Below are 25,856 nucleotides of genomic sequence, written 5' to 3'. Positions count from 1 at the left end.
ATGTCCCTACCCCGGCTGACCGGTCAGGTCCTGGCCTTTTCCCGTTTCTGGCTCGCGCGCGACGCCGGTCTGCTGATCGCCGACGGCGCCGCGATCGACCTCGCCGCGCGCCCGTTCGCCGTGCTCGTGGCGCTGCTCGACGCCGATGGCCGCGTGGTGTCGGCGGCGGAACTGCGCGAGCTGGTCTGGAACGGCGCGCCCGTCGACGCCAACACCGTGCAGGCGCAGATTTCCGCGATCCGCCGCGCGCTCGACGAGGAGCGCGATCTGATCGTGACCGTGCCGGGGCGCGGCTATCGCTTCAGCGGCACGATCCGGCTGCTGGAGGCACGTGCGGCGGCTTCGGGTGGCGAGTCTCCGTCGGCATCGGCATCGGCCTTCACGCGTAGCGATGATGCTGCGCAAGGCAACGCGCCCACGGCATCGACCGGCGCGGCCAGCGAATCCCGCGACGACACCGGCCGCGCCAACCCCGACAGCCACGCCCCGGCCCCCCTCCCAGGTCATGAATTCGACCGGGCCTTCGCGCGCGCCGTCGAAGCCGACTTTGGCGCGCCGGGCGAGCGCATCGTCGATCAGACCGCACCGCGCGCCGCCGCGCCACGCGCCAAGCGGCTCTCGGCGACACGTCCCGCCGCGCCTGCCGTCGCCGCTACATCAGCCCACGCCGGCAGCCAACCGGGCGTCGCCCAGACGGCGTTGCCGGGCCACCACGAAGTGGATTTGCCCGCACCGTTGTCCGGGGCCGACACGGCCTCAGGGTCGGCATCGATGCCTGCATCGACGTCTGCGTTCGCCGCGTTCGGGCCGGCCGGCGTCGAGGCGGCGCTACGCGCCCAGTGCGGCGCGCCGCTCACGCCGTTCACGGGACGCCATGCGGAGCTATCCGAGTTGCTGGCCGTCGTGCCCGAGCGGCGCGTCGTCACGCTCACGGGCGCATCGGGAATCGGCAAGACGCGCCTCGCCGCCGAAGCGGCCAGCCGTCTGGGCTCGCATTTCCCCGATGGCGTGTTCTGGGCCGATCTCGCCTCGCTCTCGCAGCCCGAGCGCATCGCCCACGCGACCGGCGCGGCGCTCGGTCTCGCACCCGTGCCCGACTACGGTTCGCCCGCGGCGCTCGCAGCCCGCATCGGCGCGCGCCGCGTGCTGATTGTGATCGATCATTGCGACGGACTGGGCGAGGCCGCCGAGCTGACCATCGAAGCGCTGGTGGCCGGCGCGAGCGGACTGCACGTGCTCGTCACGGCGCAGACGCCGCTGTTCATCAGCGGGGAACTGCCGGTCGCCATCGCGCCGTTGCGCACGCCGCCTCATGGCACAGGCGTGCGCGAGACCGGCGCGGGCGCGCCGCTCGCCAGCCACGATGCGCTGCCCTTGCTGCTGGCGAAGCTCGGGCAACGGCTTGGTCAGTTGGCCGCTTATTCGCCAGTTCAATCGCGCACACAGCGCCCCACGCCTGCGATGCACGATCCGCAGACGCATCTGAGCGCGCTTCATGCCGCCGCTCAGGTGACGCAGACCGCATCGCCGAATGATTCGGTCTACCTGGCATTGATGGCGGCGACACGCGTGTGTCAGCGCGTCGACGGCTTGCCGCTCGCGCTCGAACTGGCCGCGTCGGCCATCGCCGCGCGCACGCACGCATGTGCCTGCACACCCGCCGTCAACACCGACCCAGACCCAGACGCCAGCGCCAGCGCCGATGCCGCGCCACCGCTCTACGCCACGCTCGCCGCCTGCGCGCACGAACTCGACGCGCTCGTGACGCGCCGCGCGGGCGCGAGCCGCATCGCCTTGCCTCACGCGGAGATCGTGCGCGTGGTGCTGGAATGGTCGAGCGCCGCGCTCGACGAAACGGCGTCTGTCGCGCTGCGGCGTCTCGCGATATTCGCGGGCGCTTTTTCGCGCGCGGCGGCGCTCGAGTTACTGGGCGCGTTCGCGCTCCCCGACAACGACAAGCTCAATCTCGACGAGAACGCCGAAAGCAAGCCCGCCACGCTCGAACACGCGCTGCGCACACTCGCCCATCTCGGTTTCATCAACGAAGCCGATGAAACCCCGGCGGCCAATTCCGTCGTCGCAACAGATTGCGCCCGCCTGCGCCTGCCGCCCGCGGTGCGGCGCTTCGCGCTCGAAGCGCTCGATCGTCATCGCGAAAGCCATGAGGCGAGCGCGCATCACGCGAACCATCTCGCCCGCATGCTCGCGCGGCGTGTGGCACTGCCCGTGCGCGAGCGAGGCAACGTGTCCGGCAACCCGTGCGGCAACCCCGGCGTCAACACGCAGATGCTGCGCCACGACATCGACAATCTGCGCGCCGCGCTCGACTGGGCGCTCGCGGCCAACAAGGTCGAACTGTGCGCGGAACTGCTCGATCAGGGCGCGCCGCTGTGGCCCGCGCTCGCGCTGACCGACGAGTACGTGGGCTGGATCCGCGCGGCGCTGGCGCGTGCCCAGGCCGCGCCCGTGCGTCTGATCCGCGACGAAATGCGCCTGCACGCCGCGCTCGCGCGCGCGTTGCCGCCCACTCACGCGAGCGCCGCCGAGATCGACGCGAACTGGTCCCGCGCCTACGCGCTCGCGACCGAATGCGCGGATACGCCGTATCGGCTCTACACGTTGTTCCGGCTCGTGATGAACGCGATCGATGCGGGCGACGTGACGCGCGCCGCGCCGCTCGTCACCGAATTCGGCGAGATCGCGGCGATTGCGCGGCATCCGGCGGCGCTCGTCAACGCGCACTGTCTCGAAGGCCTCGTGCACGCCTGGCACGGCGAATTCGAGTCCGCCATCGAGAAGCTCGCGCCGCTCGTCGATCATTACACGCCCGGCCGCCTCGCCTGCGCGGACGCCACGCCGGGGCAGGCGATCGCCGCGCTCAGCAAGCCCGCGTCGGGCGCGCTCACGCTCGCCGGGATCGACCACGAGACGCTGCTCGACGCCGAAGCGATGGCGCGCGGCTTCGGCCTCGCGCTGCCGCTGGTGGCGAGCGCCGTGCTCGCGGTCGCGCGCTGGTTCGTCGGCGTGCCGTTGAGCGGCGCGCTCGACGTCTCCGACGACGACCCCGACCTGGCCGCACGCGGCGCCGCGTTCGCCATCGCCTGCGCGCTCGCCGTGCTCGACGGCGACACCGCGCGCGCCCAGTCGTGCTCGGCCGCGCTAATCGCCTGCGCGCGCGCGGGCGGACCGCGCCGCTGGCTGCGCGCAGGCCTCGACGTGCAACTCTGGCTCGACGCGCTCGCGGGCGACCGCGACGCCGCGCGCAGGCTGCTCGACGGCGTCGCGCGGCGGCTGGGCCGCGACCGCGTCTATCTGATCGATATCGCGTTCGTCGCGTCGCTGTTGCCGCGTCCACCGCTCGCCGACGATGCAGCGCTGGCCACGGCGCTCGGCGCCGCCGTGCGCATGGCGCTGCTGCGCGCCGAACGCGTCGGCGAACTCTGGCACGCGGCGGAGATGCAACGGATCGAGGCGGCGCTGCGCCTCGCGGCCGGCGAGTCCACGCAAAGCGTGCGCGCGCGGCTCGACGCGGCGCTCGCGCAGGCGCGGCGCTGCCATGCGCAGCGGGTCGCGCTGCGCATCACGGTCGACATCGAAACGCTCGACGTGCCGCGCGCGAGCGAACAGGTTCGGATTCGCTGACGGCGCTTCGCGTCGTGCTTCGGGGTGTCACAGTCGGTGCCTAACGTGGGTTGCATCGCGTCCCGCCGCCTGCCCACCGCACGCCCGACTCATGTCCGATCTCCACGCCCTCCCGCCGCCCCAGACGAACGCGACGCACGAAGCCGCCGGGCACGAGACCGCCGCGCTGACCGAGGCGCAACGTCAGGCGCAACGTCAGGCCCAACAGCAGGCGCAGGCGGAGCCGCAAGCCCAGCCGCAAGCACTCACCGAAGACTCGACGCTGGGCCGCTTCGCTCATGCGCTGTCGCGCACCGGTCAGCGTCTGCGCGCGGCGAAATTCGATATCAGCACGGCCGCCCGGCAGCGCAGTTCGCACGGCAAGCCGTTCGCGCCGACCGATTTCAAGGCCGAGGGCCAGCGCCTGCCCGAGCGGCCGGTGACGGCCTCGACCGTCGCCGCCACGCCGCTCGAAAACGGCGCGAAGACGGGCCGCGCGGCGCTGGCGAAAACGGCGGCGTCGGGCGCGCAGGCGTCCGCGCAAACGGCCCACCCTGTCGCCGCCACCGCCGCCGACCAGGGCGCGGGCCACGCGCTCGCGGACGCGATGGACGGCGGCCATGCGCTGCTCAGCTACGTGGCGCAGCGTCTGCCCGGCCCGCGCGACGACGCCCAGGCCTCCGCGCGGCTTTCGCAGCGGCTGCACACGCTCGGCGCGCCCGCCGACGCCCCCGCCGCCACGCGCGGCGCGCTGCTCGCGCAGGCGCTGCACGGCGCGCACGTCGGCGACGCGCGGCAAGCGAACGACGTGCTCGACGCGCTCGGCGGACTCGACTTCACGCGCATGCAGTCGAGCGCGCCCGTCACGCCCGCGCAGAACCGCGCGTGGCATGTCGCAACGCTGCTCTCGCGCAGCGACGCGGGCTTCGAAGCGCTCGAACACTTGCGCGCGCAAGCGGGCGCCGCCGCGCCCGACGCTTCACAGGAAGCCGCGCAGCCGCCCACGCAGACAGCGTCGCAGCGCCTCGCCCAACGCATGATGCTGCAAACCGCCGACACGCTCGAACCCGCGATGAACGCCGCCACGCACGATGTCTCGCCCGCCGCCGTCGCCGCGCGCCACGCGCCCGCGCCCGGCGCATCGCTGAAGGACACGCCGCTCGCCTGGCGCGCGTACAACGCGGCATCGACGTTCTCGCGCTACGGCCGCCAGGCGCTCACCGACGACCAAAAAGGCGCGTTCTTCGCGTGGCGGCAGAACTTCCGCGAGGACGGTCCCGGCACCGAACTGTCGCGCGCCCGCGAGCGTCTGAACAAGTTCTCGGGCAAGACCATCGACCGCGCGGGCGACAGCCGCTGGAAAAGCTTTCTGCCGCGCCTGTTCGGCAAGCAGCGCTCGCCGCTCTCGGCGCTGCGTTACGGCACCCAGGGCGTGCCGCGCAAGACCGTCGCCGACGAGCGGAAGGCGCTCAAGGAAGCGATGCAAGGCGCGCTGCCGCCGCTCGTCGAGCGCCCCGAGATGCGCCCCGCCGCCGCGCTCGCGCACGCGCGGCCCGAACGTTCGATCGCCGAACTGGCGGCGCTGCACGTCTGGCTCGAAAGCGGCGGCTTCGCCAACGGCCGCCCGAACGCCGAGCAGCTCAGCGCCATCGCGCAACGCGCCGAAACCATGGCCACGGAACTGACGCCGCGCGACGTGCCCTCGCCCGCCACGCTCGCGCGCGTGCGCGACGTCGCCCACCGCTGGGCCGCCGCCACGCCGCACGAACTCGCCCGCAGCGCGCCGTTCAAATCGATCGCACGCGGCCCGTTCGATCTCGAACGCCTCGCGTCGTGGGGCAAGGTCGCGCAGGTGCCCGCCGACTCGCCGTTCTGGGCGCAACTCGACGACCTGAAGCAGAAAGCCACGCCCGACGTCTCGACCGCCACGCCCGCCGATCCCAGGAGCGCCGACGATCTGCGCCAGTCGCTCAAGGACGTCGCCAACGGGTTGCAGTCGAGTTCGCGTCTGCGTCTGACCGATGGCGCGCGCCTCGGCGTGAGCACGCGCGGCCTGAGCGCGAACATCGGCAAGGTGCTGCATGCGGGCGCGGTGCCCGTCGCGCCGCGCGTCGATCTGCGCGCGTCGAAATCCCGCGAGGCCGTGGTCGAACTGAGCCGCGGCACGCAGGGCGTCGAGATGTTCCTCGGCACCACGAAAACCTCGGTGCGCCATGCGGGCGCGGGCGTGCTGGTGGGTTATGACTTCGACGTCGGCCTCACGCAGATGCGCGCGGGCCTGACCACGCAAGCGGTGCTGCATTCGCGCGAACTCTCGGAGCCGAGCGGCGTTTCGCTGCGCGTGGCGCGGCGCGTGAAAGACGACGGCACCGGTTACGACGACAACGCGATGCGCGAGAAACTCAGCGGCATCATCGATCATGTGTTCGACGAAACCACGCACGCGCACGCACCGGATTCGGGCGGTTCGCAAGGCACCTGGAACCGGCTCGCGCAGCGTTATTTCGACGACCCCGATGTGTCGGTGAGCTGGACCGACACCGTCGCGCGCACGGTCAAGCGCGGCGCGTCCGCCGACGTCGGCGTATCGGTCAAGCTGCCCGGCCCGGCTTCGTTCGCGCGCGTGGGCGCGACGGCCGGCGTCGGCTACGAACGCACCGCGAAACAGACGCTCGACTCGAAGGAAACCAGCGGACGCATGCAGATCGAGCAGCATCGCGTGGGCGCGGGCTCGCGATTGCTGGGACGCTTCGGCGCGAGCGTGAGCGCCACCGAAAACGTCGGCAAGGTGGGCGTCGGCTTCGCGTCGCTCGACGCGCCCTCGGGCACGCTGACTTTCGCCGACGACAGCCATCTCGCGAAGATCCAGCTCGTGCGCGAAGACGGCAAGCTGATGCACCGCGCCTGTCTGTTCGACACCGAGTATTCGAGCGCGCACACCTACACGCAGGCGATCGACGCGAGCCGCGAGCAATGGATCGATCTGTTTGCCGAACAGATTGCCGATGAGCAGCACACGCGGCGTCAAGCCGATCCCGACGTGCAGCTACGACCGCCGCGCGAACTCGCGGCCGAACGGCTCGATCAGCATCTGGGCGACGTGAAGGCCAATCGCCGGCCCAATCAGACTTACTTCCACCGCTATCGTTTGCGTCGCGACGCCGCGTCCCGGCTCGATACGGTCGCGGCCGTCAAATTGCAGTTGCCCGCAGACGCGCACGCGGAGCACGCGCAACTCGACGCGAAGTCGGCACGCATTCTCCAGGACCCGGCATCATGGATGCCTGCCGAATTGAAGGTGAAAGAGCGCACCACCGTCACGCTCGGCCCCGGCCTGAATTTCATGGTGCAGATGAACACGCAGACGAGCGCGACCGGCGACCGCGAACTGTTCGCGCAGACCGTTCCGTTCGGCTTGCTCGAACGAGTCGATCAGCGCGCGCGGCCGGACCCGAACGCGCCCGCGAATCAAACAGGCAACGGATGACGCTGACGCACGCAACGGCGGCGTCCGCGTCACGCGCGCGCGGACAATGCACTCAGTTCGCGCTGGGCCGTGACCGAGCGCACCGTCTGCGCGGCGAACACGTACGACAGCCCCTTGGTGCGTTGCGCCTGATTCGACTCGTAGCTGTAGAGCACGTGATTGGTCCAGCTCGACGGCGCTTCGAGCACGCGCGCGATCTCGCCGCGAATGCGCAGCATCTCCTGCTGCTCGGACTGCGTCGGCTCGTGCCCGCGCTCCTCGTACATGCGCAGCGCGCCGCGATAGGCGTTGATCTCGCGCGCCGCGCCCGGCACCATGCGCTGGCGCTCGCCGTGATACTGGTTGCTGCGCGTGGCGTTGAGCTTCACGCGTGTCTGATACGTGCTCAGCTCGTTCTGGTTGCCCTCCATCGACGTAACCCACGCGTCGTTGCGGCTGTCGATGTATTGCAGATAATCGCCCACGCGCGTGAACTCCGTGTCGCGATAGGTGCGCTCGGGCACGATCTCGCCGTGCTCCTCGTAAAGACGCAACGTCGAGCCCTTGCCCGATTGCAGCACCGTGGTGCCGATGCCATAAACCGGCACGCTCGAAAACGACAGCGAGTTGAACGGCCCCGGTCCGGACACGGGCACGGGCGGCGGGCTCGCCACCACAGCGGCGCTCGCGTTCGCCGCGAAGTTAAGACTGTTCGACGACTTGTTGACGGTGCGCGCACCGCTCTCGTCGGTCGCGTGCGCGACGCTGCGATTGCCGGTCACTTCGCCGCTCACGAACGCGCCCACCTTCACGTTCGCCGAGGTCACGTAGCGCACGCCGCCCGTGCCGGAGAGCGAGGCGTAATCGGTATGCGCCTTGTTCTCGACCCAACCGATCGAGAGATCCGGGTCCGCGAAATATTCGTGCGCCATGCCGTTCCACATCTCGTCCTTGTTTTGCGGCATCGTGCCGCCGGGCCCCGAACCGCCGATCGTGCGCACGGCGTCGCCGAGCTTGCCGCGCCAGGCGTTGTCGTCATTCGGATGATTCGTCTGCGAGTACGGCGCGCGGATCACCACGCCGCGCGGGCTGCTCTTGTCGCGCCCGCCCACGAGCGAGGGCGCCACGCTCGCCAGCACCTTGCCGCCCGCGAGACTCCAACCGATGAATCCCGACGCGCCGAGGTGCGCGGACTTACGCGTATCGGTGCCGATGAACACTTCGCCGTGGTGCGAGGTCGAGCCCACTTCGAGCACCGCATGACGGCCTTTCAGATAACGCACGTCCGGCGCGACCGAGGCGCTCGGCGCACCGACGAGGCCCAGCGCCGTGGCGAGGTTTTCGGAAATATTCGCATCGAGCCCATAGACGCCGCCGCTCGACATCTGCACGCTCCACGTCTTCGGAATGGTGTCGATCAGATTGCACAGCGCGCCCACATTGCCTTGCGGCGTCTGCGGCGTTTCGATCGGGTCCTGGCGAATCGCCTTCATGCGGTCGAGGTTCTCGCGCAGCGAGCGTCCGCTGCCGGGGACCGCCGCGCCCATGTTCATGCCGGCGCCGGTCGCCCACTCATCGAGCGTCTGCGCGTTCAGTTTCTTCGCGCCGCGCATCTTCGAAAGCGACTGGAAAGTCGGATTGCTGCGCACCGTTTCCTTGTCGATATGCAGCGCCTGCGCGACGTCGCGCGCCATCTGAGCGCGCTGGAAGCGGCCGAGTTTCATGTCGTCGTGAAGCCAGCCCTTGGTGCCGATCGAATTCTTCCACTGGATCAATGCGGCGGCGCGGACCGCCTGCTCCAGCACGGGATCGTTCGGCTGCATGTTTTGCGTGGGCGCGGCGCTGGCGACATTCCCGTTCAGATGATTGACCACCGCATCGATCGAATGCAGCGTGCTGAAATCTTCCTCCGGATGATCCATCACGCCGCCCGCCGTGCCGAGACCGAGCGCGCCGATCGGATTTTTCTCGTGGCCGAACGCCTGCTTCACGCCCTGCTTGACGTCGTGCGTCATGGCCTGCTTGAAGCGCTGCGTCTGACGATTGAGCCAGGAGCCGGTGCGCGGCGCGGTGGTGTTGCGCTGCGCGTGTTTGACGAGCGAGTACATACGCCCCTGGATCTTGCCGACGTCGGCTTCGGCAATGCCGTTGCGATGCGCAAGATAGGCCGAGCGCAATGCGATGGGCGGTTGCGCGTGCGTGTCGTCGACGAGCGCGCGCGCGCAGAGAAACGCCTTGGCGTTCTGCGTCTGTCCGGCCAGTGCTTCGGATACCGTAGCATTGGCAACTGGTGCGTTCGGCAAATTCAGACGCTCGGCGGCGGGCAACATCGCATTGGCGGCGTGCCCAAGTTCGTCGAGCGAAGCGGGTGGCGCGGGCGGCGCTGCACCGTTTGCAGCGGCGTTACGCGGCCACGCGGCGAGCAGCGCATCGGCGGCGCGCCAGGTCTGCCAGTCGGCTTCGTCGTGAATCTTGTGGTCACGCGCATCGACGCCGCCCTGCCCCGGACCGTTGCGCGGATTGATCGCCGGTCCCTGATCGACATCGCGTAACGCGCCGAACGCCGCGTGCGAACGCGCCATCGCGCAGCGCGCCGCGAAGCCGTCCTGCTGCGCCTGCGGAGCGCCCGGCGTGCCTTGCAGATTCGCGAGCGCCGCGCGGGCGCGCGCGACGTCGCCGCCGCTCGCCTCGGCAAGCGCATGGCCCAGATAGCGCGCCTTCGCGAGCGGCGGCTCGCCGCGCGCGTTCTGCGGGATCGCGGCACGCACGTCCTGAATCAGTTGCGTGCGCTCCTGGCGCGCCTGCGCCGTGGCATGGGCGGGCAGCGGGAACAGCGTTTCGAGCTTGCGATCGAACGCATCGTCCTGCCGCAATTCCAGGTGCGCGCTCGATGCCGTCTCACGCGCGTTTTTGCCGAGCGCCGTGTTCACGTTGGTGGGGTGTTGCGACGCAACGCCAAGTGGCGTTTTGGCGTTCGGCTTCGGCGTGCGGATCTGGTCGGCCGCCACCTCGACTTGCGGCGCAGGCCGCGAGGCACTGACGCTGCTCGACGCCGCGAACGGCGTGAGGTTCTGTCGAATGCCGCCGCCGCTGAGATTCTTGCGCAACGCGGACGTGGGCGGCATCGCCTCGCCATTCGCGGGCGGCGTTGCATTCGGCAACTCGTTTTTCAGCGACTTCAGGCCGCCGAGCACGCTGTCCGGCGCACGCCGATCGGGCAGCGGATCGCTATTCGTCAGGGGCTGGCTCGCCTGCGGCGCCGGTGGCTGCGGGGCTTGCTGCTGGGCGGCGGAACCGCCGCCCAGCAATGATCGAATGTTGAAGTTGAACGGATTCCCCACAGGCGCTCTCCCGTCGATAGTCGGTTGTCGTCGATGGCTTTACGACGACGATCGTCCATCTTTGGCGGCGAAAAGCCGGGGCGCGCAGGCGAATGCGAACTCACGAAGCGTCACGCGAAGCAAGCCACGCCGGCTTGCTCACTTGTTGCGTTGTGCATGACGTGAATCGGCCGACGATTCACTGCACCGGCACGCGCGACTGCTGCCCTTCGCAATACGCGAGGTACTTCGTATAGGCGTCCTGCGGCGAGACTTTCGCATAGCGGCCATAAAGCCCGTCGACAAACTGGCTCATTTCCGCGAGTGCATATTGCTGACGCCCGATGGGCATGGCGCCCGCTACGCGATACGCCTTCTGCATTTCCTGCTCGCGCGTGATGCCCGCGTCGCGGTCTTGCGCGACGAGTTGCGCGTTATGCGCGCGTGCCTGGCAAATCGACGCGACGGGATTGGTCGTCGTTTGCGCGTGCGCGGCAGTAGACAACGTGCAAGCGATGAACGCGGCGGCGCTCAGCCGTGCCTTGAAACCGTGTGGGGAAGTCAATGTCGGCTCGTCGTGAATCGAGGCGCGCGCCGCAGCCCGCGCGAGGGTCGTCGGATTGAACGCCGAGCGCGGCAACATGCGCGGTCGACGCAAGAGCGCTCCATCATAGTCGAGTTTTTTCCGTCGCGATGCGCGAGTGGGAAATCGTGTTCGCGTATGCGAAGCGGTATGTCAATCCAACGCCCATGGCGAAAGGCGATGCATCGCGAATCGAATGCGCAGGGATCGGCGAATCCCGTAACGGATTCACGTATCATCGGGCGCTTTCCATCGCCTCCAACCACGATGAGCCTGTTCAGCACGCTCTTCCGCAAGAAACGTCCGGCTGACACTATCGACGCCACGTCGGCAGCCGCCAGGCAAGACATGCAGGACACGCCGAAGCAGGAAAGCGGCGGCGAGATCGCGCCCGAACTCGCGCATGCGTTGGCGGCGTTCAAGGCCGGTCGCTACGACGACGCCATCGCGTCAGCCACGCCACACACCGGGCGTTTCGCCGACGCGAGCCGCTTGTGCGCACTCAGTTATTCGCAATCGCACCGTTATCCGCAAGCGTTCTCACACTGGCTCGCGCTATTCGAGCACGAACCCACGGCGCACAACGCCGTGCAACTCGCGACGACCTCCGTCATGTGCGGCGAAGTCGAACGCGGAGAAGCGTGGCTGACGAAGTCGATGCAGGTGAATCAGGAAACGCACGAGCAGTCCGATGTGTCGGCGCGGACGAACTTTCTTTCGGCGCTGGTTCAGCGCCGCTATCTGAGCGAAGCGCTACCGCATATCACGTGGATGCGCGATGCCTACGCACATCTGCACATCACCGATTCCACGTTCCTGTACATGCGCGGCGTGCCGTTCTTCGAGACTTTTCTGGAAAAGAGTCTGCCCATTCTCGAAGGCAGTCTTTCGCGTGAAGACGTCGTGAACTGGTATCGCGAACTCAAGGGCAAACTCGACGAAAGCGGCGAAGCCCAGCTTGCTGACTGGATCGGAAAACTGCAAACCGAATTGCGCGCGAAACCGTAATTCGAGCGGAATGACGTGGGAAAATAAAAAGCCGCTAACCGAAAGGCTAGCGGCTTTTTTTACACAGACAGTTTTATCAATTCCAATGCGTCGTCTTAATTAATTTCCCACAGGCGACTTCACGCTCGGCGTAGCCAGCGTGTTGTTGGTCTTCGGCGCGGGGGTGGCGGTCGTGGCGCCGTTATTCATGCCCGGTTGCTGACCCATGTTCGAGCCAGGCGCGCTCATGCCGCTGTCCGAATTGGTCGCGCCCGGCATGCCGTAACCGCTCGTCGTGTCGTTCATCTGATTCGTTGCCGGATTGGCCGTCGCGCCATGACTCGACGAACCGCTGCTCATGCCGCCGCTCGTTTGTGCAAACGCGCCGCCGGACAGTGCCAGTGCCGCAACGGCTGCCAATAAAGTGCCAGTGCCCTTTTTCATGATCCGTTCCTCCGTGAGTTGGACAGGAAGATCGGCGCACGCAAACGCGCAGGCTCGATCATGACTTGCATTGCGCAATCACCGTGCCGCGCGATTTTTATTAGCGCTTCGAATTGAATATTCGTATCGCATCGAATGATTCTTTGCTCATTATTTGGGATTACGGATGATCAGTGTTTACACGAATGGGTCACGTACTCGTTCTTTTCATAATATCAACGCACTAAATCGACAAGCGACGATACGAGACAACCACCCAGGAGGCACCGTGACGGGCATCCGGCTGAGCGGCGTAACGAAGCGGTACGGAGACACCGAGGTCATTACCGGCCTCGACCTCGACATTCACTCCGGTGAATTCCTTGTTTTCCTCGGCCCGTCCGGCTGCGGGAAATCCACCTTGCTACGCATGATCGCCGGGCTCGAAACCGTGAGCGACGGTCAGATCAGCATTGGCGAGCGGCGCGTGAACGAGCAGCCGCCCGGCAAGCGCGGCGTGGCGATGGTGTTTCAGCATTACGCGCTCTATCCGCACATGACCGTCTACGACAATATGGCGTTCGGTCTGCGCAATACGGGCGTGAACGCGGGCGAGGTCGACAAGCGCATTAACGAAGCCGCCCGCATGCTCGAACTCGGCACCCTGCTGCAACGCCGTCCGGCGCAGCTGTCCGGCGGGCAGCGTCAGCGCGTTGCGATCGGCCGCGCAGTCGTTAAGGAACCCGAAGCGTTTCTGTTCGACGAACCGCTCTCGAATCTCGACGCCGCGCTGCGAAATCGCACCCGGCTCGAACTCGCGCGCATTCATCAACGTCTGCACGCCACGATGGTATTCGTCACGCACGATCAGGTCGAAGCGATGACGCTCGCCACTCGCATTGTGGTGATGAACCGCGGGCGTATCGAGCAGATCGGTGCGCCGCTCGACATCTACCGCCGCCCCGCTACGCGCTTCGTGGCGGGCTTTATCGGCGCACCGGCGATGAATTTCATCGACGTCGAACGCGCAGGCGAGAACGGCGGCAGGCTGACCGTTGCGCTGCCCTTCGACTCCGTGACCGTTCCCACCGCCGTCGCGACCGCCAGCCTGCCTGCGGGCAAGCTCACGCTGGGCGTGCGCGCCGAACATGTCGTGCTCGATCCGCAAGGGCCGATCACGGGCCGCGCCGAAGTCATCGAACGGCTCGGCGACCGCTCGCTCGCCCACGTGAGCCTGCCCAACGGCCAGTTGATCGTGGCCGAACTGCCGCGCGAGCGCGAACTCGAAACCGGCGACGAGGTCCGCCTGAGTCTGGACGCGGCGCACCTGCATCTGTTCGACGAGACGGGCGCGGCATATCATGGCCTCTGACCGCTCGCTCGCCATGCCGCTGCCGACCACCCGCGAGGACCGCCGCCGCAAGCTGCGCGCGCCGTGGTCCAACGCGCTGTTCGTGTTGCCTTTCGTGATCGTCTACGTGCTGCTGCTGATCGTGCCGCTCGCATTCGGCTGGTGGCTCAGTCTTCAACGCGTGGATCTGCTCGCGGGCACGAGCGACTTCATCGGTATCCGCAATTACCTCGACCTCGCGCTCGATCCGATCTTTCGCGGCGCGATGCGCAACACGTTCTATTTCGTCATTCTGACCGTTCCGGTTTTCGTGCTGCTCGGTCTCGCGCTCGCACTGGTGCTGAACCGCCCCGGCCGCTTCGGCGCCGCATTGCGCGCACTCTTTTTCGGTTCGTCGGTGTTGTCGGTCACCATCGTCACGCTGGTCTGGAAGCTCGTGATGATGCCCGGAAACGGTCTGCTCGCCGATGTGAGCCACGCACTCCATTGGCCCGAATTCCTGCCGCTGATGCACGAAGCCACGGCGCTGCCGGCCGTCGCCGTCGTCACGGTCTGGTGGATCGTGGGGCTGCCGATGATGCTCTTTCTCGCCGCGCTCCAGCAGATTCCGCAAGAGCTTTACGAAGCGGCGGCGCTCGACAACGCCACACGCTGGCGCGCCTTCACGAAGATCACCCTGCCTTCGATCTGGCGCACTGTCGCGCTTGTGGCGGTGATCGAAGCGGTGCTGCAATTTCAGGTGTTCGGCCAGGCGCAACTGCTCACCGACGGCGGCCCGAACAACTCCACGCGCCCGCTCGTGCAGTTCATCTACGAGACCGGTTTCCGCCAATGGTCGTTCGGTTATTCCGCCGCGGCGGCACAAGTTCTGTTCGCGTTGATGCTGATCGGCGTGGTCGCGCAAGCATGGCTGCTGCGTAAAAAGGAGAAGGCATGAGCACGCTCGCTTTCGAATCGCGGCCGCGCGGCGCGCTGGCCGGGCGTCTGGGCGATCGCCTGATGCTGGGCGCGGTCGTGGCGCTCGCCCTGCTGTGGATCACCCCGCTGGTCTGGGTGCTGTGTCTCTCGTTCAAGCCGAATGCGTTTCTCGAGCAGCACACCGACGTACTGTTTTCTCCGCCGTTCACGCTGCAAAACTACACGAACATTCTGCAGACCTCGGCGGTGGGCGGCTGGCTGGTGAACAGCCTGATCGTCTCGATCGGCCAGACGCTGCTCACGCTGATGATCGCGTCGCTCGCGGGTTATGGCTTTGCGCGCACGGAGTTTCCGGGCAAACGCTATGTCTACGTCATTTGCCTTTGCGGACTCGCCGTGCCCGAACAGGCGCTCGTGATTCCGCTGCATCATATCTTCGCGACGCTCGACTGGCACAACACCTACGGCGCACTGATCCTGCCGCGTCTTGCCTCGCCGTTCGGCGTCTATCTGATGACGCAGTATTTCAAGGCGGTACCGGTCGAGATCGAAGAAGCCGCGCTGCTCGACAATGCCTCGCGTTTCAAGGTGTTTTGGCGCGTCGTGCTGCCGCTTTCGCTGCCCGCGCAGGCCACGCTCGCGATCTTCACGTTTCTCAGCGCCTGGAACGATTATCTGTGGCCGCTGGTGTCCGCGTCGAAGCCCGAGATGTACACGTTGACCATCGGTCTCGCGTCCACGCAAGGCAATTTCGCGCAGTCCGAAGGCATCGGCTATCTGATGGCGCAGGCGATCTTCGCCGGGCTGCCCATCTTCGTGCTCTATCTGTTCTTCCAGAAGTACATCGTGGCGGCCGTGGCCGGCACGGCGGTTCGCTAGTCCCCGGCATCACTCGTCCGGCATGGCGTGCCGTTCCATGCACACATGCCTCCGATTTTTATTGATTCGTTATGCAAACAAAATAGCGTCCCGCGCGCGCCGTTCGATTCATTCGCGCCATCCGGACGTCCATAGGAGAGAGACATGAGAAGAACGTTGGTGCGCGGCGTGCTCACACTCGCGGCGCTCGGGCTCGCGGCAACCTTGACCGCGCCGGTGCAGGCCAGGACGGAAATCACGCTGTCGCGCTTTTTCGGCGCTTGCGACGCCGAGTACGGCAAGGTCAACGACGTGAGCAAGGCGTCGGGCGAGTGCGGCATCATCACGACGCTCGTGAATCAGTTCAACGCCACGAACAAGGAAGACATCGTCGTCAAGCCGCAAATCATCGAGTGGTCGCCGTATTACACGCAACTCGACGCGCGCATTCTGAGCCGCGATGTGCCGACCATTTCGGTCATGCACGAGGCCGTGCTCGGCGACTACGTGAAGCGCAATCTCGTCGAGCCGCTCGACGACGGTTTCAAGTCAGTCGGCATCGACAAAAACGATTTCACGCCGCATGCGCATCGCGGCGTCACGTTCGGCGACAAGACCTATGCGCTGCCGTTCGACACGCATTCGTGGCTCTGGCACATCAACGTGAATCTGTTCAAGAAGGCGGGCCTCGTGGATGCGAACGGCAAGCCCATCCTGCCGAAAACGCCCGACGAATTGCTCGCGCAGGCGAAGCAGTTCAAGGACAAGACCGGACTGCCCTACTTCGCGGTGCCGATCGCCAATGAATCGGCCGCGCAAACGCGTACGTTCTATACCTGGGTGTATCAGCAGAACGGCACGCTGTTCCCGAATGGGCCGACGAAGATCGACCTGCACACGCCCGCGGCTACCAATGCGCTCACGCTTTACGACAAGCTCATGAAGGCGGGCGACATTACGCCGGGGCTCGACTATGGCGCGGCGAACCAGGCATTTGAAAACGGCAAGGCCGGCGTGCTCATGTGCGGCACGTGGGTGATCGAGGACTTCACGAATCTCTCGATCAAGCCGGGCAGCGCGCTCGCAAACGGCTACGACGTGGTGCCGTTTCCGAACCTGTTCCAGAAGAAGGCCGTGTGGGCCGACGGTCATTCGTGGGTGATGCTCAAGGGCGGCGCGAAGGACGAAAAGACCCGCCACGCCGCGCTGGTGTTCCTGAAGTTCCTCTACGACCACGACGGCGACTGGGCTCGCACCGGCCATCTGCCCGCGCGTCAGTCGGTCATCACCAGCGCCGCGTTTAGCGCGCTGCCGCATCGCGACGCCATCAAGGAGATTTCCAGCACTGGCTATGCGCTGCCGAATACGGTGCCGCGCCAGTTCGCGATCCAGCAGATCGTGGGCGAGGAAATCAGCAATATGCTCTCGACCGGCAAGTCCGTCGCCGATGTGCAGAAGGAAGCGGAACAGCGCACGAACGCCCTGCTGGCGCGTTAAATCCGCCAGCGATTAGTTCGTCATACCAGGTAATCGAGGTAACGGCGCGCAGGCATTGCGCACCTTCCGATAACGCTCAAAGATGGATAGAGGAACACCATGATCGCTTCACGCCTCATTGTCGACCGCGACTTTGTCGTCTCCGATCTCGACCGGCGCGTGTTCGGCGCGTTCGTCGAACACATGGGCCGCTGCGTCTACACCGGCATTTTCGAACCTGGCCATCCGGAAGCCGACGAAAACGGTTTTCGTCAGGACGTCATGGCGCTCACGCGCGAACTCGGTCCGACGATCGTGCGCTATCCGGGCGGCAATTTTCTCTCGGGCTACAACTGGGAAGACGGCGTGGGCCCGCGCGAAAAACGTCCGCGCCGACTCGATCTGGCGTGGTACTCGACCGAAACGAATCAGTTCGGCACCAATGAATTCATCGAATGGTGCCGCAAGCTCGATATCGAGCCGATGTATGGCGTGAATCTCGGCACGCGCGGCCCCGACGAAGCGCGCCGTTTCGTGGAGTATTGCAATCACCCGGGCGGCACGGCGCTGTCCGATCTGCGCCACGAACACGGCCACGAAAAACCGCACGACATCAAGTTCTGGTGCCTCGGCAACGAGATGGACGGCCCTTGGCAAATCTGCCGCAAAACGGCCGAGGAATACGGGCGCGCCGCGCTCGAGACGGCCAAGCTGATGCGTTCGGTCGATCCCACGATCCAGCTTGCGGCCTGCGGTTCGTCCACGCATGAGATGCCTACGTATGGCGCGTGGGAAGACCGCGTGCTCGATCATTGTTTCGAGCAGGTCGATTTCATTTCGCTACATACTTACTTTGAAAACAAGCGCGATTCGACCGCCGAATTCTTCGGCAATATCGAAGTGATGGATCTTTTCATCAAGGAAATCGTGGCGGTGGCGGACAGCGTGGCGGCGCGCAAGCATTCGTCCAAACGCATCATGCTTTCGTTCGACGAATGGAATGTCTGGTACAAGGCGCGAACGATCAACGATTTGCGCAAGCCCGGCTGGCCCGAAGCGCCGCGTCTGATCGAAGAAGTTTATAACCACGAAGACGCACTCGTGGTGGGCGGCGCGCTGATCACGATGATGAACAATGCCGACCGCGTGAAGACCGCGTGTCTCGCGCAGCTCGTCAATGTGATCGGGCCGATCATGACCGAGCCGGGCGGCCGCGCATGGCGTCAAACGATTTTCCATCCGTTCTCGCAGGCCTCGAAATTCGCGCATGGCCGCGTGCTCAAACCGGTGGTCGAATCGGCCTCGTATGAAGCGGAAACGTTCCCTGAAATCCCGTATCTCTGCGCGGCGGTCGTGGACGATCGCGCGACCGGCACGACGGCGATTTTCGCGCTCAACCGGCATTTGAGCGAAGAGATGGAACTGAATATCGAATTGCGCGGACTCGGCAAGGAACGCACGCTCGATCACGCGCTCGAGTTGTATCATGCCAACATGAAAGCGGTGAACACGGTGGAGGCGCCGTCGACGGTGGCGCCGGCGATCAACGACGCCGTGTCGGTCGACGGGGAACGCGTGCGCGCGAAGCTCAAACCGGGCTCGTGGAACGTGATTGTGACGACCGCCCGATAGCACGGCGCGGACACGCCGTGCACGATGTCTACGAAGGGGAAGGGATGTTCGAGCGCGAACCGATCGTCGGCAATATCACGACGCAGATCGCCAAGATTATCGGCATGCGCGTGGTCTCGGGCGAGTTCGCGCCCGGCGACGCGCTGCCGGTCGAAAGCGAACTGTGCAGTGCGTATGGCGTGAGCCGCACCACCCTGCGCGAAGCCATCAAGCAACTGGCGGGCAAGCGTTTGATTGCCGTGTCGCCGAAAATCGGCACACGCGTGCTGCCTTTTTCCGACTGGAATCTGCTCGATCGCGACGTGCTCGCGTGGCGGCTCAATGCGCAATTCGACTCGAAGATCGTCGAGGACATTTTCGAAATGCGCATCTGTTTCGAGCCACGCGCGAGTTTTCTCGCAGCGCGTCACGGCAACGAGGACACCGTGCAGATCATCGAGCGGCGTTACCTCGAACTCGTGGCCGCCTACGATCAGTCGGCGCAGCATGGCGTGTCGGCGATTCGCGCGGCGGCGGACGCGAACCTGGAGTTTCACCTCGCGATCATCACGGCTTCGCAGAACGGCATGTTCATCACGATCGGCAATGCGATCAAGGCCGCGCTGCGCGTCTCCTCGGAGATGATGCAGCGCGAGGCCGCGCAGCCGAGCGAGGATCTCGTACTGCACGACGCCGTCCGCGGGCATATCGTGGCGCGCGAAGCGGACGCGGCGGCGGCGGCGATGACGCGTTTGCTGGAGACTTCACGCGACCGGATTCTGCGATACACGACGGCGCCGGTCGGGCCTTGAAGGGGTCGCGGAGGCGACGCGCCAATGCGCCCATCGGGGCGATCGACCGAAGGTTCGCGGGTTCGCGGTGCGCAGCACCCCGCGATCAACGAAGGCGATAACGGCACGCCCTCACGGCATCCGGTCGCGTATCGCCAGCAGCAGGTCGATGTGCCGCTCCACCAGCAGCGGAATCGCCGACTGGCCGTTGATCCATCGACCGATAGTGCGGCGGTCGTAGCCCGAATAGTCGGCGAACGTCACGTGAGTCCAGCCGAGGCGCGCGAGGGCGTAGGAGAGATCTGCGGGTTTCATGACTGTCTCGACGAAAACAACAAAAACGACAAAATGTCCCGCCTCATCGAGACTTAAAGCGACATTTTGTCATGATCGCGCCCGATTTGACACCCCGATTTGCGCGTAAAACGCCCGGCCGGAGACCGTCGAAAGTCATTCCGCGCGCGTTCGGGCGGTTGAACGCCCTCGCGCGACGGACTTTCGCCGCCCCCGCACCGCCCCACTCCGCTCAACGCCGCAAAGCACTTTCCGATCTTGCTGCCGGCTGCAAGAATCCCTTCGCCAGATCATGGTTAACCCCAGGGCGCGAAACTCCTAGACTCTGGTCATCGGTTGCGACAAATCAGCCCAACCGAAAACCAGAAAACCACGGAGGTAGTAATCATGAAGTCCCTGATCCAGGCCGTTGCAGTTGCCGTTGCTCTCGTTGTCCCGGTTGCTTCGTTCGCCCAGTCGAATGGCCCGCTGACCCGCGCCCAGGTTCGCGCCGAACTCGTCCAGCTCGAAAAGGCCGGCTATAGCCCGTCGCGCGGCAACGACCCGCACTACCCCGACGACATCCTCGCCGCCGAAGCCAAGGTTGCCGCGCAGAACAACGCCGTCGGCGGCGTGGCGAACGGTTCGGCCGCTTCGGGCGCGCCGGTCGCCGCAGTGCGCCCCGCCTACGACGGCATGAAGCCGGTCTACTTCGGCCAGTAATCCGCAGCATCGAAGCATCGCTTCAACGTTCACCGCCTCATCGATCCGCTCACTGATCTCCGTGATGCGCGATCTGGGGCGGTAGCGCCGAAGGTTTCAAGGGCCGGATAGTCGTCAGCGCGAGCCCTGCCGCCGCGAACGCGCACGCCGCCGAGACGAGCGCGACGGCGCGCAACGCGTCGGCGATCGCCTCGGCTTGCGCACGCGCGACCGGCGTCGCCAGCGGCACGGAAGCCGGGTTCGGGTTCGCATCCGCATGCGCCGCCGGTTCCAGCGACAACCCGGTCTGCCACGCCTCCCGCGGCACCTGAAGCGCATCGAGCCGCGCCGCGAGCGCCGCATCGTGCGCCCACACGAACACGATCCCCAGCACCGCAATCGCGAGCAGGCTCGCCACGCGCGCCACGGCGTTATTGATGCCGGACGCGACGCCCGTGCGATCGGCCGCCACTGCGCCCATCACGACCGTGGTCAGCGGCGCGACGGTGATCGTCAGCCCGATCCCGAGCACGACGAGCGCGGGAAAAAATCCACTCCAGTAGCCACCGCCGCGCGCCCACGGCGCCGCCAGCAGCGCGAAGCCGATTGCGGCGACGCCCGGCCCCGCCGTCAGCAACGCGCGCGCGCCGAAGCGGCTCGTCAGGCTGCCCGTGAAACGCGAGAGCAAGCCGATGATCACCGGCACCGGCAGCAGCGCCGCGCCCGCCTGCGTCGCGTGATAGCCGTACGCGCGGATCAGCGTGAACGGCAGGAAGAACAGCGCGCCGCCCAGCCCGAAATACAGCAGCAAGGTGACGAGATTCGCGCCGCTGAAGTCGCGCGAACGGAACACGTCGAGCGGCATCATCGGGTTCTCGCTACGCGCCTCGATCCACACGAAAACGCCGAGCAAAAGCACGCCCGCGCCGATCGAACCCAACACGCGCGCCTGCGCGAAGCCGTGTGCCGACGCCAGCGTCAGCCCGAACGTGAGCGCCGCGAGTCCCGCGGCCGCCGCCAGCGCGCCGGGCCAGTCGAGCCGCTCGGGCGCATCGGCCTTGTGGCTGTTCGGCACCGAAGCCAGCGCGAGCGCAGTCGTCAGCACGGCGAGCGGCACGTTCAGGAAGAAGATCGCGCGCCAGGACAGCGCGTCGACGAGCCAGCCGCCCGCCACCGGCCCCACCGCCGACGTGATCGCGCCCACGCCCGCCCAGGTGCCGATGGCGCGTCCGCGCGCGGCATCGTCGAACACCGCGCCGATGATCGCGAGGCTGCTGGGCACGAGCAAGGCCGCGCCGATCCCCTGCACCGCGCGCGCGGCGATCAGCGCTGCCGCGTTCGACGCGAATCCGCACGCGGCCGACGCGAGCGTGAACAACGCGATGCCCGCGATGAAAATCGTGCGGCGGCCGAGTTTGTCGCCCATCGAGCCGCCTACCAGCACGAGCGAGCCGAGAAACAGCAGATACGCGTTCACGACCCACTGCATGGCCGCGACGCTCGCGCCGAGTTCGGCCTGAATCGACGGCAGCGCCACGTTGACGACCGAGCCGTCGATAAAGGCCATACTCGAGCCGAGTATGGTGGCCGCGAGCGCGAGACGCTTGCGCCGGCACGGCCGGTCGACGGCCGTGGGCTGCGCGCGGATGACGAGTTCATCGCACGGGCTCGCCTGCGCGGCGACCGCGTGTGTGGACTTCGGTACGGATTTCGCGGCGGAAGTCGATTCGCGCTCGACGAGATCGGGATTGGCCACATTCGCTCCGTGTCGGCGTGGCGCTGGCTGGCGTCGCGATCGTCGCGAAGTTGCGCCGAATCACCCGCACGCCCGCGATAATCGACGGATCGCCAGAAATTGATGACAATGCCACGCTCAAGCGTAGGTGAATCAAGCGCCGCATTCAAATCCGGCGCGCAATCAGGAAGACAACATGAAACGACTGCTCCTCGCTGCGCTCGCGGCCGCCTCATTCGCCACGGGCGCACACGCGCAAAGCAACACGCCCGGCCCCGTGGCCACGCCGGCCGGCACCGTGCAATTCGTGCGCGACGACCGCGATTTCGTCGTCATGATCAACAACGAAATTTTCGATCGATTCGACGCCAAAACGCTCACCCATTTCGACGAAGTCGCGCGCGACAATCAAACCGTCACGCGCATGCTGGTCCAAACCGCGTTCGGCCCGCTGCTCTACGATTTCAGCCGCCGTCCGCCCCTCGTGCAACGCGCGAGCGCACGCCTGACCGTCAAGCGCGTCTTCTGGCAACCCGGCGAAGTCGTGATGCAAGGCCCCGACGGCTGGTATCGCATTCAGGACGGCAAGCTCACGAAACTGCAATCGACGAAATCGATCTATCACTGATCGATATGCCAGCCCCGAAATTGGCTGGATGATCGCGCGCCAGGCGCAACGGTTCGGTTATGCGTCGGAAGCGATTGCCGCCGCGCACGGTTGGGCGCATACGCGTTGGCCCGATACGGAAACCGTCTGCATCATTTCGCCCGAAAACACGGCTTCGCTGAAAGTCGCGAGTCGATTCGATTATCGGCGAGAGTTCGAAACGACCTATAAAAAACAAGGTTGTTTCGGTGTGCAGGCGGGCGTATTCAGTTTGATTCAACCACATTCAGCGACGTTTTCTCTCGGCGAAATGCGGCTCGTTCGACACGCACGCCGTAAGAAACGCCATTACCGTTTTGACCGCTTCGGTGCGGCGTAAATCCGGATACGTCACGAGCCAGAGCGGCGTCTCGGGCGGCGCCGATTTCGCATCGAGTCGGACGAGTGCGGGATCGCCGTCGCCAATCAAGGTCGGCAGCAAGGCCACGCCCATGCCATTGCGCGCCGACGCCTGCTGGCCCATCACATCGCTCGTTTCAAAAATAACAGGCCGCCCGTCGAGATAATCACACAGCCAGCGCTGATGGCTCACGTGATCGAGTGCGGCCTCATAAGCGATGAATTCCCATTGATTCGCGGGCCGCGCGGCGTAATCGCGGCTCGCATACAGTCCGAAGCGAATCGCACCGATGCGCCGCGTGACGAGACTCGCCTCTTTGGGCTCGACCATGCGAATGGCGATATCGGCGACGCCGCGATCCAGCGGCGCAATGCCCGCCGCGCCTTCCATCACGATCTTCACGTTCGGATTCGCTTCGCGAAACGCACGCATGTTGGGCGCGATGCAATGACTGCCGATCGTCGGCGGCACGCTGATGCGCACCGTGCCGGATAACGCAGCCGACGCCCGCAACGCATACGCCTCGACGGCCTGCGCGCTGTCGTGCATCGACGCGGCCAACGCGGTAATCGCCTCGCCTTCGTCGGTCAAACGCACGCTGCGCGGCAATCGATAAACGAGTTTCAGGCCCAGCGCCGTTTCGAGCGCCGCCACGCGCCGCCCGATGGTGGCGTGCTCGACCGCGAGCGCATTCGCGGCGCCGGAGAGCGTCCCCACGCGCGCGAGCACCAGAAAATAGCGCAAATCCTGCCAGTCGAACATAGCGACTTCCGCACAGAGTGTGTGAATAAACCGGGAATTCCCTTTGAATGCGCACCAGTCTAATCTGGTTTATCGAAGGGTGTGAAAAGCGCCATCCATGAACTCCGGAGATTCGCCATGATGTACGAACTCACCACTTTGTCGTCGCATATTCTGAAGCTTCCGCAAGTCATCGACCACGCGCAAAGGTGGCTCGATCAGGCGGACACGCCGGACCGTTTGCTCGGCATCTGGACATCGGAAAACGGCAGACTCGGCAGCGTGCGCTTGCTGCGAAGTTTCGCGAATGCCGATGCACTCGCGCAAGAGCGGATTCGCGAACTGCATCACGCCGATCCTTTTGGCGCGGCCAGCAGCGCATGCACATTCGAATCCGAAAGTTATGCCGCGTTTCCCTTTTTACCGGACGTGAAACCCGGTATTTTCGGGCGCTATTACGAGTTCCGCACTTACTGGCTGAATCCCGGCGGACTCCGGCCGACCATCGACGCATGGCAAGCCGCCATGCCCGAGCGCTCGAAACGCTCGCCGTTGACCGTGAATATGTTTGCGCTCGACGGCGCGCCGCGCATCACGCATATCTGGCCGTGGCAGAGTCTCGACGAACGCATTGCGATTCGCGCACAATCCTACGCCGATGGAATCTGGCCGCCTGTTGGCGGGCCGCAGCAGTTTTACGAAGCCACGTCCACGATCTGGATTCCGGCAGCGGATTCGCCGCTGCGCTGAGCGCGTCAGACGTTGCGGCTCATGGGGCGTGCGCCGCCAGGCGGCAGACCGAACAGCCGTCTGACCGCATTGAGAAACGCACCATAGGGCCGCCCCAGTGCGAGCATCATGATGGCCGCGCCCAGCACGCCGCGCCAGAATCCGCGACCCGATGCGCCGCTGATCGCGATGATCGCCGCGTAAATCGGCACCTGAAAACTCACGAGCGCCATGCTGTCCCAGAGCACGCGCGAGAGGTGGCCTCGTCCCGCAAAGCGCATCACATAGTCGCGCCAGATGCCATAGGGACGCGCGACGGGAATCATCAACGCCGCGCCCAGCAGACGCGCGTGCGCGACCTGATCCCACTGCATACCCGCAATGAATCGTTCGTTGATGATGCCCGTGGTGGTGAAGAACACGATGAGCGCGGTCGTGTCCGCGATAAAGGCGCGTCGGCGATCCACGTTGGCGGTGCACTGAATCGACATGTCGAAAACAATTGGACGGAGTGCGCAAGAATTCGCTGTTGCCGCACGAACCATACCCGCGCGTTGCTTAGACGATCTTTGTTGACAGCGCAGAGATCGCGTGCGCAAACGGATAAGATCCGGATCTGGTCGCATCCCGCTTGCGCGTCATGATTTCGTGAAGATTCACGTTTTTCAACGCCAATTTTCGGATCACGCGATCGTCAGCGTATAGCTATAGAAAATCTCGTCGCGCTTCCAGCCGAGCGATTCGTATAACGCTTGCGCTTTGAGATTGGTTTTTGCGGTGGTCAAATCCATGCGCACTTTTCTATCGCACTTCGCGTGCGCCGCTGCGGCCTGCAATAGACGCGTCGCGACGCCCGAACGTCGCGCGTGCTCCGCTACGAACAGGTCATACAGAACATAAATCGGCGCGGCTTCGACCGAGCAAAACGACGGGTAAAGTTGACAAAAACCGGCCAGCGCGTGATCACCGCCATCGCTGCCATCGCCACTATCGGCGACCAATATCACCGACTCGTTCGCCTGCGTTCTTTCAGCAATGAATTGCGTGGCGAGCGGCAGATTCGAAGGCTGCTCGTAGAACACGCGATAGTCGTTGAACAGACGCGCCACCGCGTCGAGATCTCGCGCCGCGTATTGCCTGATTTCCATATTCGCCTCGTCTATTCGCTCGAATGCGCGAGCGGATTATTCAGGAAACCGCGACTATACGAGAGCTGTTCTGAGCGCGAAAGAGCCACGCGACGCATTGCAGCTGGATCGAGGCC

21 protein-coding genes are annotated in these 25,856 nt (G+C 65.6%); 13 read left to right on the top strand and 8 right to left on the bottom strand.

The window, feature by feature from the left end; translation table 11 throughout:
• Both BMY06_RS40095 and BMY06_RS06295 read left to right on the top strand, forming a co-directional pair.
• Positions 1–3,642, top strand: a complete 3,642-nt coding sequence (locus BMY06_RS40095; RefSeq protein ID WP_074982078.1) for an ATP-binding protein — start codon at positions 1–3, stop codon at positions 3,640–3,642.
• Between the two features lie 91 nt (positions 3,643–3,733).
• Positions 3,734–7,108, top strand: a complete 3,375-nt coding sequence (locus BMY06_RS06295) for a hypothetical protein (protein WP_074982076.1) — start codon at positions 3,734–3,736, stop codon at positions 7,106–7,108.
• A 29-nt stretch (positions 7,109–7,137) separates the two neighbouring features.
• Here BMY06_RS06295 and BMY06_RS06290 read toward each other — a convergent pair whose 3' ends face one another.
• Together BMY06_RS06290 and BMY06_RS06285 are read right to left on the bottom strand one after the other, a co-directional pair.
• Positions 7,138–10,428 carry a hypothetical protein gene (locus tag BMY06_RS06290; RefSeq protein ID WP_074982074.1) on the bottom strand — a complete coding sequence of 1,097 codons (3,291 nt, stop codon included), beginning with the start codon at positions 10,426–10,428 and terminating at the stop codon, positions 7,138–7,140.
• Between the two features lie 178 nt (positions 10,429–10,606).
• Positions 10,607–11,065 carry a hypothetical protein gene (locus BMY06_RS06285; RefSeq protein WP_124263116.1) on the bottom strand — a complete coding sequence of 153 codons (459 nt, stop codon included), beginning with the start codon at positions 11,063–11,065 and terminating at the stop codon, positions 10,607–10,609.
• 192 nt (positions 11,066–11,257) lie between these two features.
• Here BMY06_RS06285 and BMY06_RS06280 point away from each other — a divergent pair, with 192 nt between their 5' ends.
• On the top strand, positions 11,258–11,998 hold the full coding sequence (locus BMY06_RS06280; RefSeq protein WP_074982224.1) for a hypothetical protein: 741 nt from the start codon (positions 11,258–11,260) through the stop codon (positions 11,996–11,998).
• 99 nt (positions 11,999–12,097) lie between these two features.
• On the opposite strand, the gene BMY06_RS06275 is transcribed toward BMY06_RS06280, so the two are convergent.
• Positions 12,098–12,421 carry a hypothetical protein gene (locus BMY06_RS06275; protein WP_074982070.1) on the bottom strand — a complete coding sequence of 108 codons (324 nt, stop codon included), beginning with the start codon at positions 12,419–12,421 and terminating at the stop codon, positions 12,098–12,100.
• Positions 12,422–12,689: 268 nt separating this feature from the next.
• Here BMY06_RS06275 and BMY06_RS06270 point away from each other — a divergent pair, with 268 nt between their 5' ends.
• The 6 genes from BMY06_RS06270 (at position 12,690) to BMY06_RS06245 (ending at position 19,426) form a co-directional block, all read left to right on the top strand.
• Positions 12,690–13,772 (top strand): ABC transporter ATP-binding protein, encoded by a 1,083-nt coding sequence (locus BMY06_RS06270; protein WP_065060799.1) that lies wholly within the window; start codon positions 12,690–12,692, stop codon positions 13,770–13,772.
• On the top strand, positions 13,762–14,688 hold the full coding sequence (locus BMY06_RS06265) for a carbohydrate ABC transporter permease (protein ID WP_074982069.1): 927 nt from the start codon (positions 13,762–13,764) through the stop codon (positions 14,686–14,688). Before BMY06_RS06270 ends, BMY06_RS06265 begins: the two co-directional genes overlap by 11 nt.
• On the top strand, positions 14,685–15,548 hold the full coding sequence (locus BMY06_RS06260) for a carbohydrate ABC transporter permease (RefSeq protein WP_065060801.1): 864 nt from the start codon (positions 14,685–14,687) through the stop codon (positions 15,546–15,548). The genes BMY06_RS06265 and BMY06_RS06260 overlap by 4 nt, the downstream gene beginning before the upstream one ends.
• A gap of 144 nt (positions 15,549–15,692) precedes the next feature.
• On the top strand, positions 15,693–17,024 hold the full coding sequence (locus BMY06_RS06255) for an extracellular solute-binding protein (RefSeq protein ID WP_074982067.1): 1,332 nt from the start codon (positions 15,693–15,695) through the stop codon (positions 17,022–17,024).
• Positions 17,025–17,123: 99 nt separating this feature from the next.
• The gene (arfA, locus tag BMY06_RS06250) at positions 17,124–18,635 is read left to right on the top strand and encodes an arabinosylfuranosidase ArfA (RefSeq protein WP_065060803.1); all 1,512 of its coding nucleotides are present in this window, start codon (positions 17,124–17,126) and stop codon (positions 18,633–18,635) included.
• A 17-nt stretch (positions 18,636–18,652) separates the two neighbouring features.
• The gene (locus BMY06_RS06245) at positions 18,653–19,426 is read left to right on the top strand and encodes a FadR/GntR family transcriptional regulator (RefSeq protein WP_231957588.1); all 774 of its coding nucleotides are present in this window, start codon (positions 18,653–18,655) and stop codon (positions 19,424–19,426) included.
• A gap of 111 nt (positions 19,427–19,537) precedes the next feature.
• Here the strand turns inward: BMY06_RS06245 and BMY06_RS06240 are convergent, their stop codons facing one another.
• Complete coding sequence (locus tag BMY06_RS06240; protein ID WP_065060805.1) at positions 19,538–19,720, bottom strand: helix-turn-helix domain-containing protein; 183 nt, start codon at positions 19,718–19,720, stop codon at positions 19,538–19,540.
• A 366-nt stretch (positions 19,721–20,086) separates the two neighbouring features.
• On the opposite strand from BMY06_RS06240, the gene BMY06_RS06235 reads away from it, so the two are divergent.
• Entirely contained in the window at positions 20,087–20,401 is a 315-nt protein-coding gene (locus BMY06_RS06235; protein WP_065060806.1) for a DUF4148 domain-containing protein, read from the top strand.
• Positions 20,402–20,450: 49 nt separating this feature from the next.
• On the opposite strand, the gene BMY06_RS06230 is transcribed toward BMY06_RS06235, so the two are convergent.
• Positions 20,451–22,136 (bottom strand): MFS transporter, encoded by a 1,686-nt coding sequence (locus BMY06_RS06230; RefSeq protein WP_074982066.1) that lies wholly within the window; start codon positions 22,134–22,136, stop codon positions 20,451–20,453.
• A 175-nt stretch (positions 22,137–22,311) separates the two neighbouring features.
• Here BMY06_RS06230 and BMY06_RS06225 point away from each other — a divergent pair, with 175 nt between their 5' ends.
• Both BMY06_RS06225 and BMY06_RS40630 read left to right on the top strand, forming a co-directional pair.
• Positions 22,312–22,743 carry a hypothetical protein gene (locus BMY06_RS06225; RefSeq protein WP_074982222.1) on the top strand — a complete coding sequence of 144 codons (432 nt, stop codon included), beginning with the start codon at positions 22,312–22,314 and terminating at the stop codon, positions 22,741–22,743.
• A complete protein-coding gene (locus BMY06_RS40630) occupies positions 22,685–23,101 on the top strand; it encodes a GNAT family N-acetyltransferase (RefSeq protein WP_409372487.1) in 417 nt (138 codons plus the stop codon). Before BMY06_RS06225 ends, BMY06_RS40630 begins: the two co-directional genes overlap by 59 nt.
• Here BMY06_RS40630 and BMY06_RS06215 read toward each other — a convergent pair.
• A complete protein-coding gene (locus tag BMY06_RS06215) occupies positions 23,009–23,884 on the bottom strand; it encodes a LysR family transcriptional regulator (RefSeq protein ID WP_074982063.1) in 876 nt (291 codons plus the stop codon). The two genes, BMY06_RS40630 and BMY06_RS06215, sit on opposite strands and share 93 nt — an antisense overlap.
• Positions 23,885–24,001: 117 nt before the next feature.
• Between BMY06_RS06215 and BMY06_RS06210 the strand changes: the two genes are divergently transcribed.
• Positions 24,002–24,613 carry an NIPSNAP family protein gene (locus BMY06_RS06210; protein WP_065060810.1) on the top strand — a complete coding sequence of 204 codons (612 nt, stop codon included), beginning with the start codon at positions 24,002–24,004 and terminating at the stop codon, positions 24,611–24,613.
• Positions 24,614–24,618: 5 nt separating this feature from the next.
• Here BMY06_RS06210 and alaE read toward each other — a convergent pair whose 3' ends face one another.
• A complete protein-coding gene (gene alaE, locus BMY06_RS06205) occupies positions 24,619–25,083 on the bottom strand; it encodes an L-alanine exporter AlaE (protein ID WP_065060811.1) in 465 nt (154 codons plus the stop codon).
• Positions 25,084–25,275: 192 nt separating this feature from the next.
• Positions 25,276–25,740 (bottom strand): GNAT family N-acetyltransferase, encoded by a 465-nt coding sequence (locus tag BMY06_RS06200; RefSeq protein ID WP_065060812.1) that lies wholly within the window; start codon positions 25,738–25,740, stop codon positions 25,276–25,278.
• Positions 25,741–25,856 lie beyond the last annotated feature (116 nt).

The organism is Paraburkholderia tropica, from assembly GCF_900109265.1.
Lineage (GTDB): Bacteria > Pseudomonadota > Gammaproteobacteria > Burkholderiales > Burkholderiaceae > Paraburkholderia > Paraburkholderia tropica.
This window is presented reverse-complemented; position numbering and strand designations above follow the sequence as displayed.

Coding starts and splice junctions, on each gene's coding strand:
- BMY06_RS06265 (WP_074982069.1), top strand. CDS start 13,762: ATGGCCTCTGACCGCTCGCTCGCCATGCCGCTGCCGACCACCCGCGAG.
- BMY06_RS06295 (WP_074982076.1), top strand. CDS start 3,734: ATGTCCGATCTCCACGCCCTCCCGCCGCCCCAGACGAACGCGACGCAC.
- BMY06_RS06200 (WP_065060812.1), bottom strand. CDS start 25,740: ATGGAAATCAGGCAATACGCGGCGCGAGATCTCGACGCGGTGGCGCGT.
- BMY06_RS06210 (WP_065060810.1), top strand. CDS start 24,002: ATGATGTACGAACTCACCACTTTGTCGTCGCATATTCTGAAGCTTCCG.
- BMY06_RS06280 (WP_074982224.1), top strand. CDS start 11,258: ATGAGCCTGTTCAGCACGCTCTTCCGCAAGAAACGTCCGGCTGACACT.
- BMY06_RS06215 (WP_074982063.1), bottom strand. CDS start 23,884: ATGTTCGACTGGCAGGATTTGCGCTATTTTCTGGTGCTCGCGCGCGTG.
- BMY06_RS06275 (WP_074982070.1), bottom strand. CDS start 12,421: ATGAAAAAGGGCACTGGCACTTTATTGGCAGCCGTTGCGGCACTGGCA.
- BMY06_RS40095 (WP_074982078.1), top strand. CDS start 1: ATGTCCCTACCCCGGCTGACCGGTCAGGTCCTGGCCTTTTCCCGTTTC.
- BMY06_RS06225 (WP_074982222.1), top strand. CDS start 22,312: ATGAAACGACTGCTCCTCGCTGCGCTCGCGGCCGCCTCATTCGCCACG.
- BMY06_RS06260 (WP_065060801.1), top strand. CDS start 14,685: ATGAGCACGCTCGCTTTCGAATCGCGGCCGCGCGGCGCGCTGGCCGGG.
- BMY06_RS06235 (WP_065060806.1), top strand. CDS start 20,087: ATGAAGTCCCTGATCCAGGCCGTTGCAGTTGCCGTTGCTCTCGTTGTC.
- arfA (WP_065060803.1), top strand. CDS start 17,124: ATGATCGCTTCACGCCTCATTGTCGACCGCGACTTTGTCGTCTCCGAT.
- BMY06_RS06240 (WP_065060805.1), bottom strand. CDS start 19,720: ATGAAACCCGCAGATCTCTCCTACGCCCTCGCGCGCCTCGGCTGGACT.
- BMY06_RS06255 (WP_074982067.1), top strand. CDS start 15,693: ATGAGAAGAACGTTGGTGCGCGGCGTGCTCACACTCGCGGCGCTCGGG.
- alaE (WP_065060811.1), bottom strand. CDS start 25,083: ATGTCGATTCAGTGCACCGCCAACGTGGATCGCCGACGCGCCTTTATC.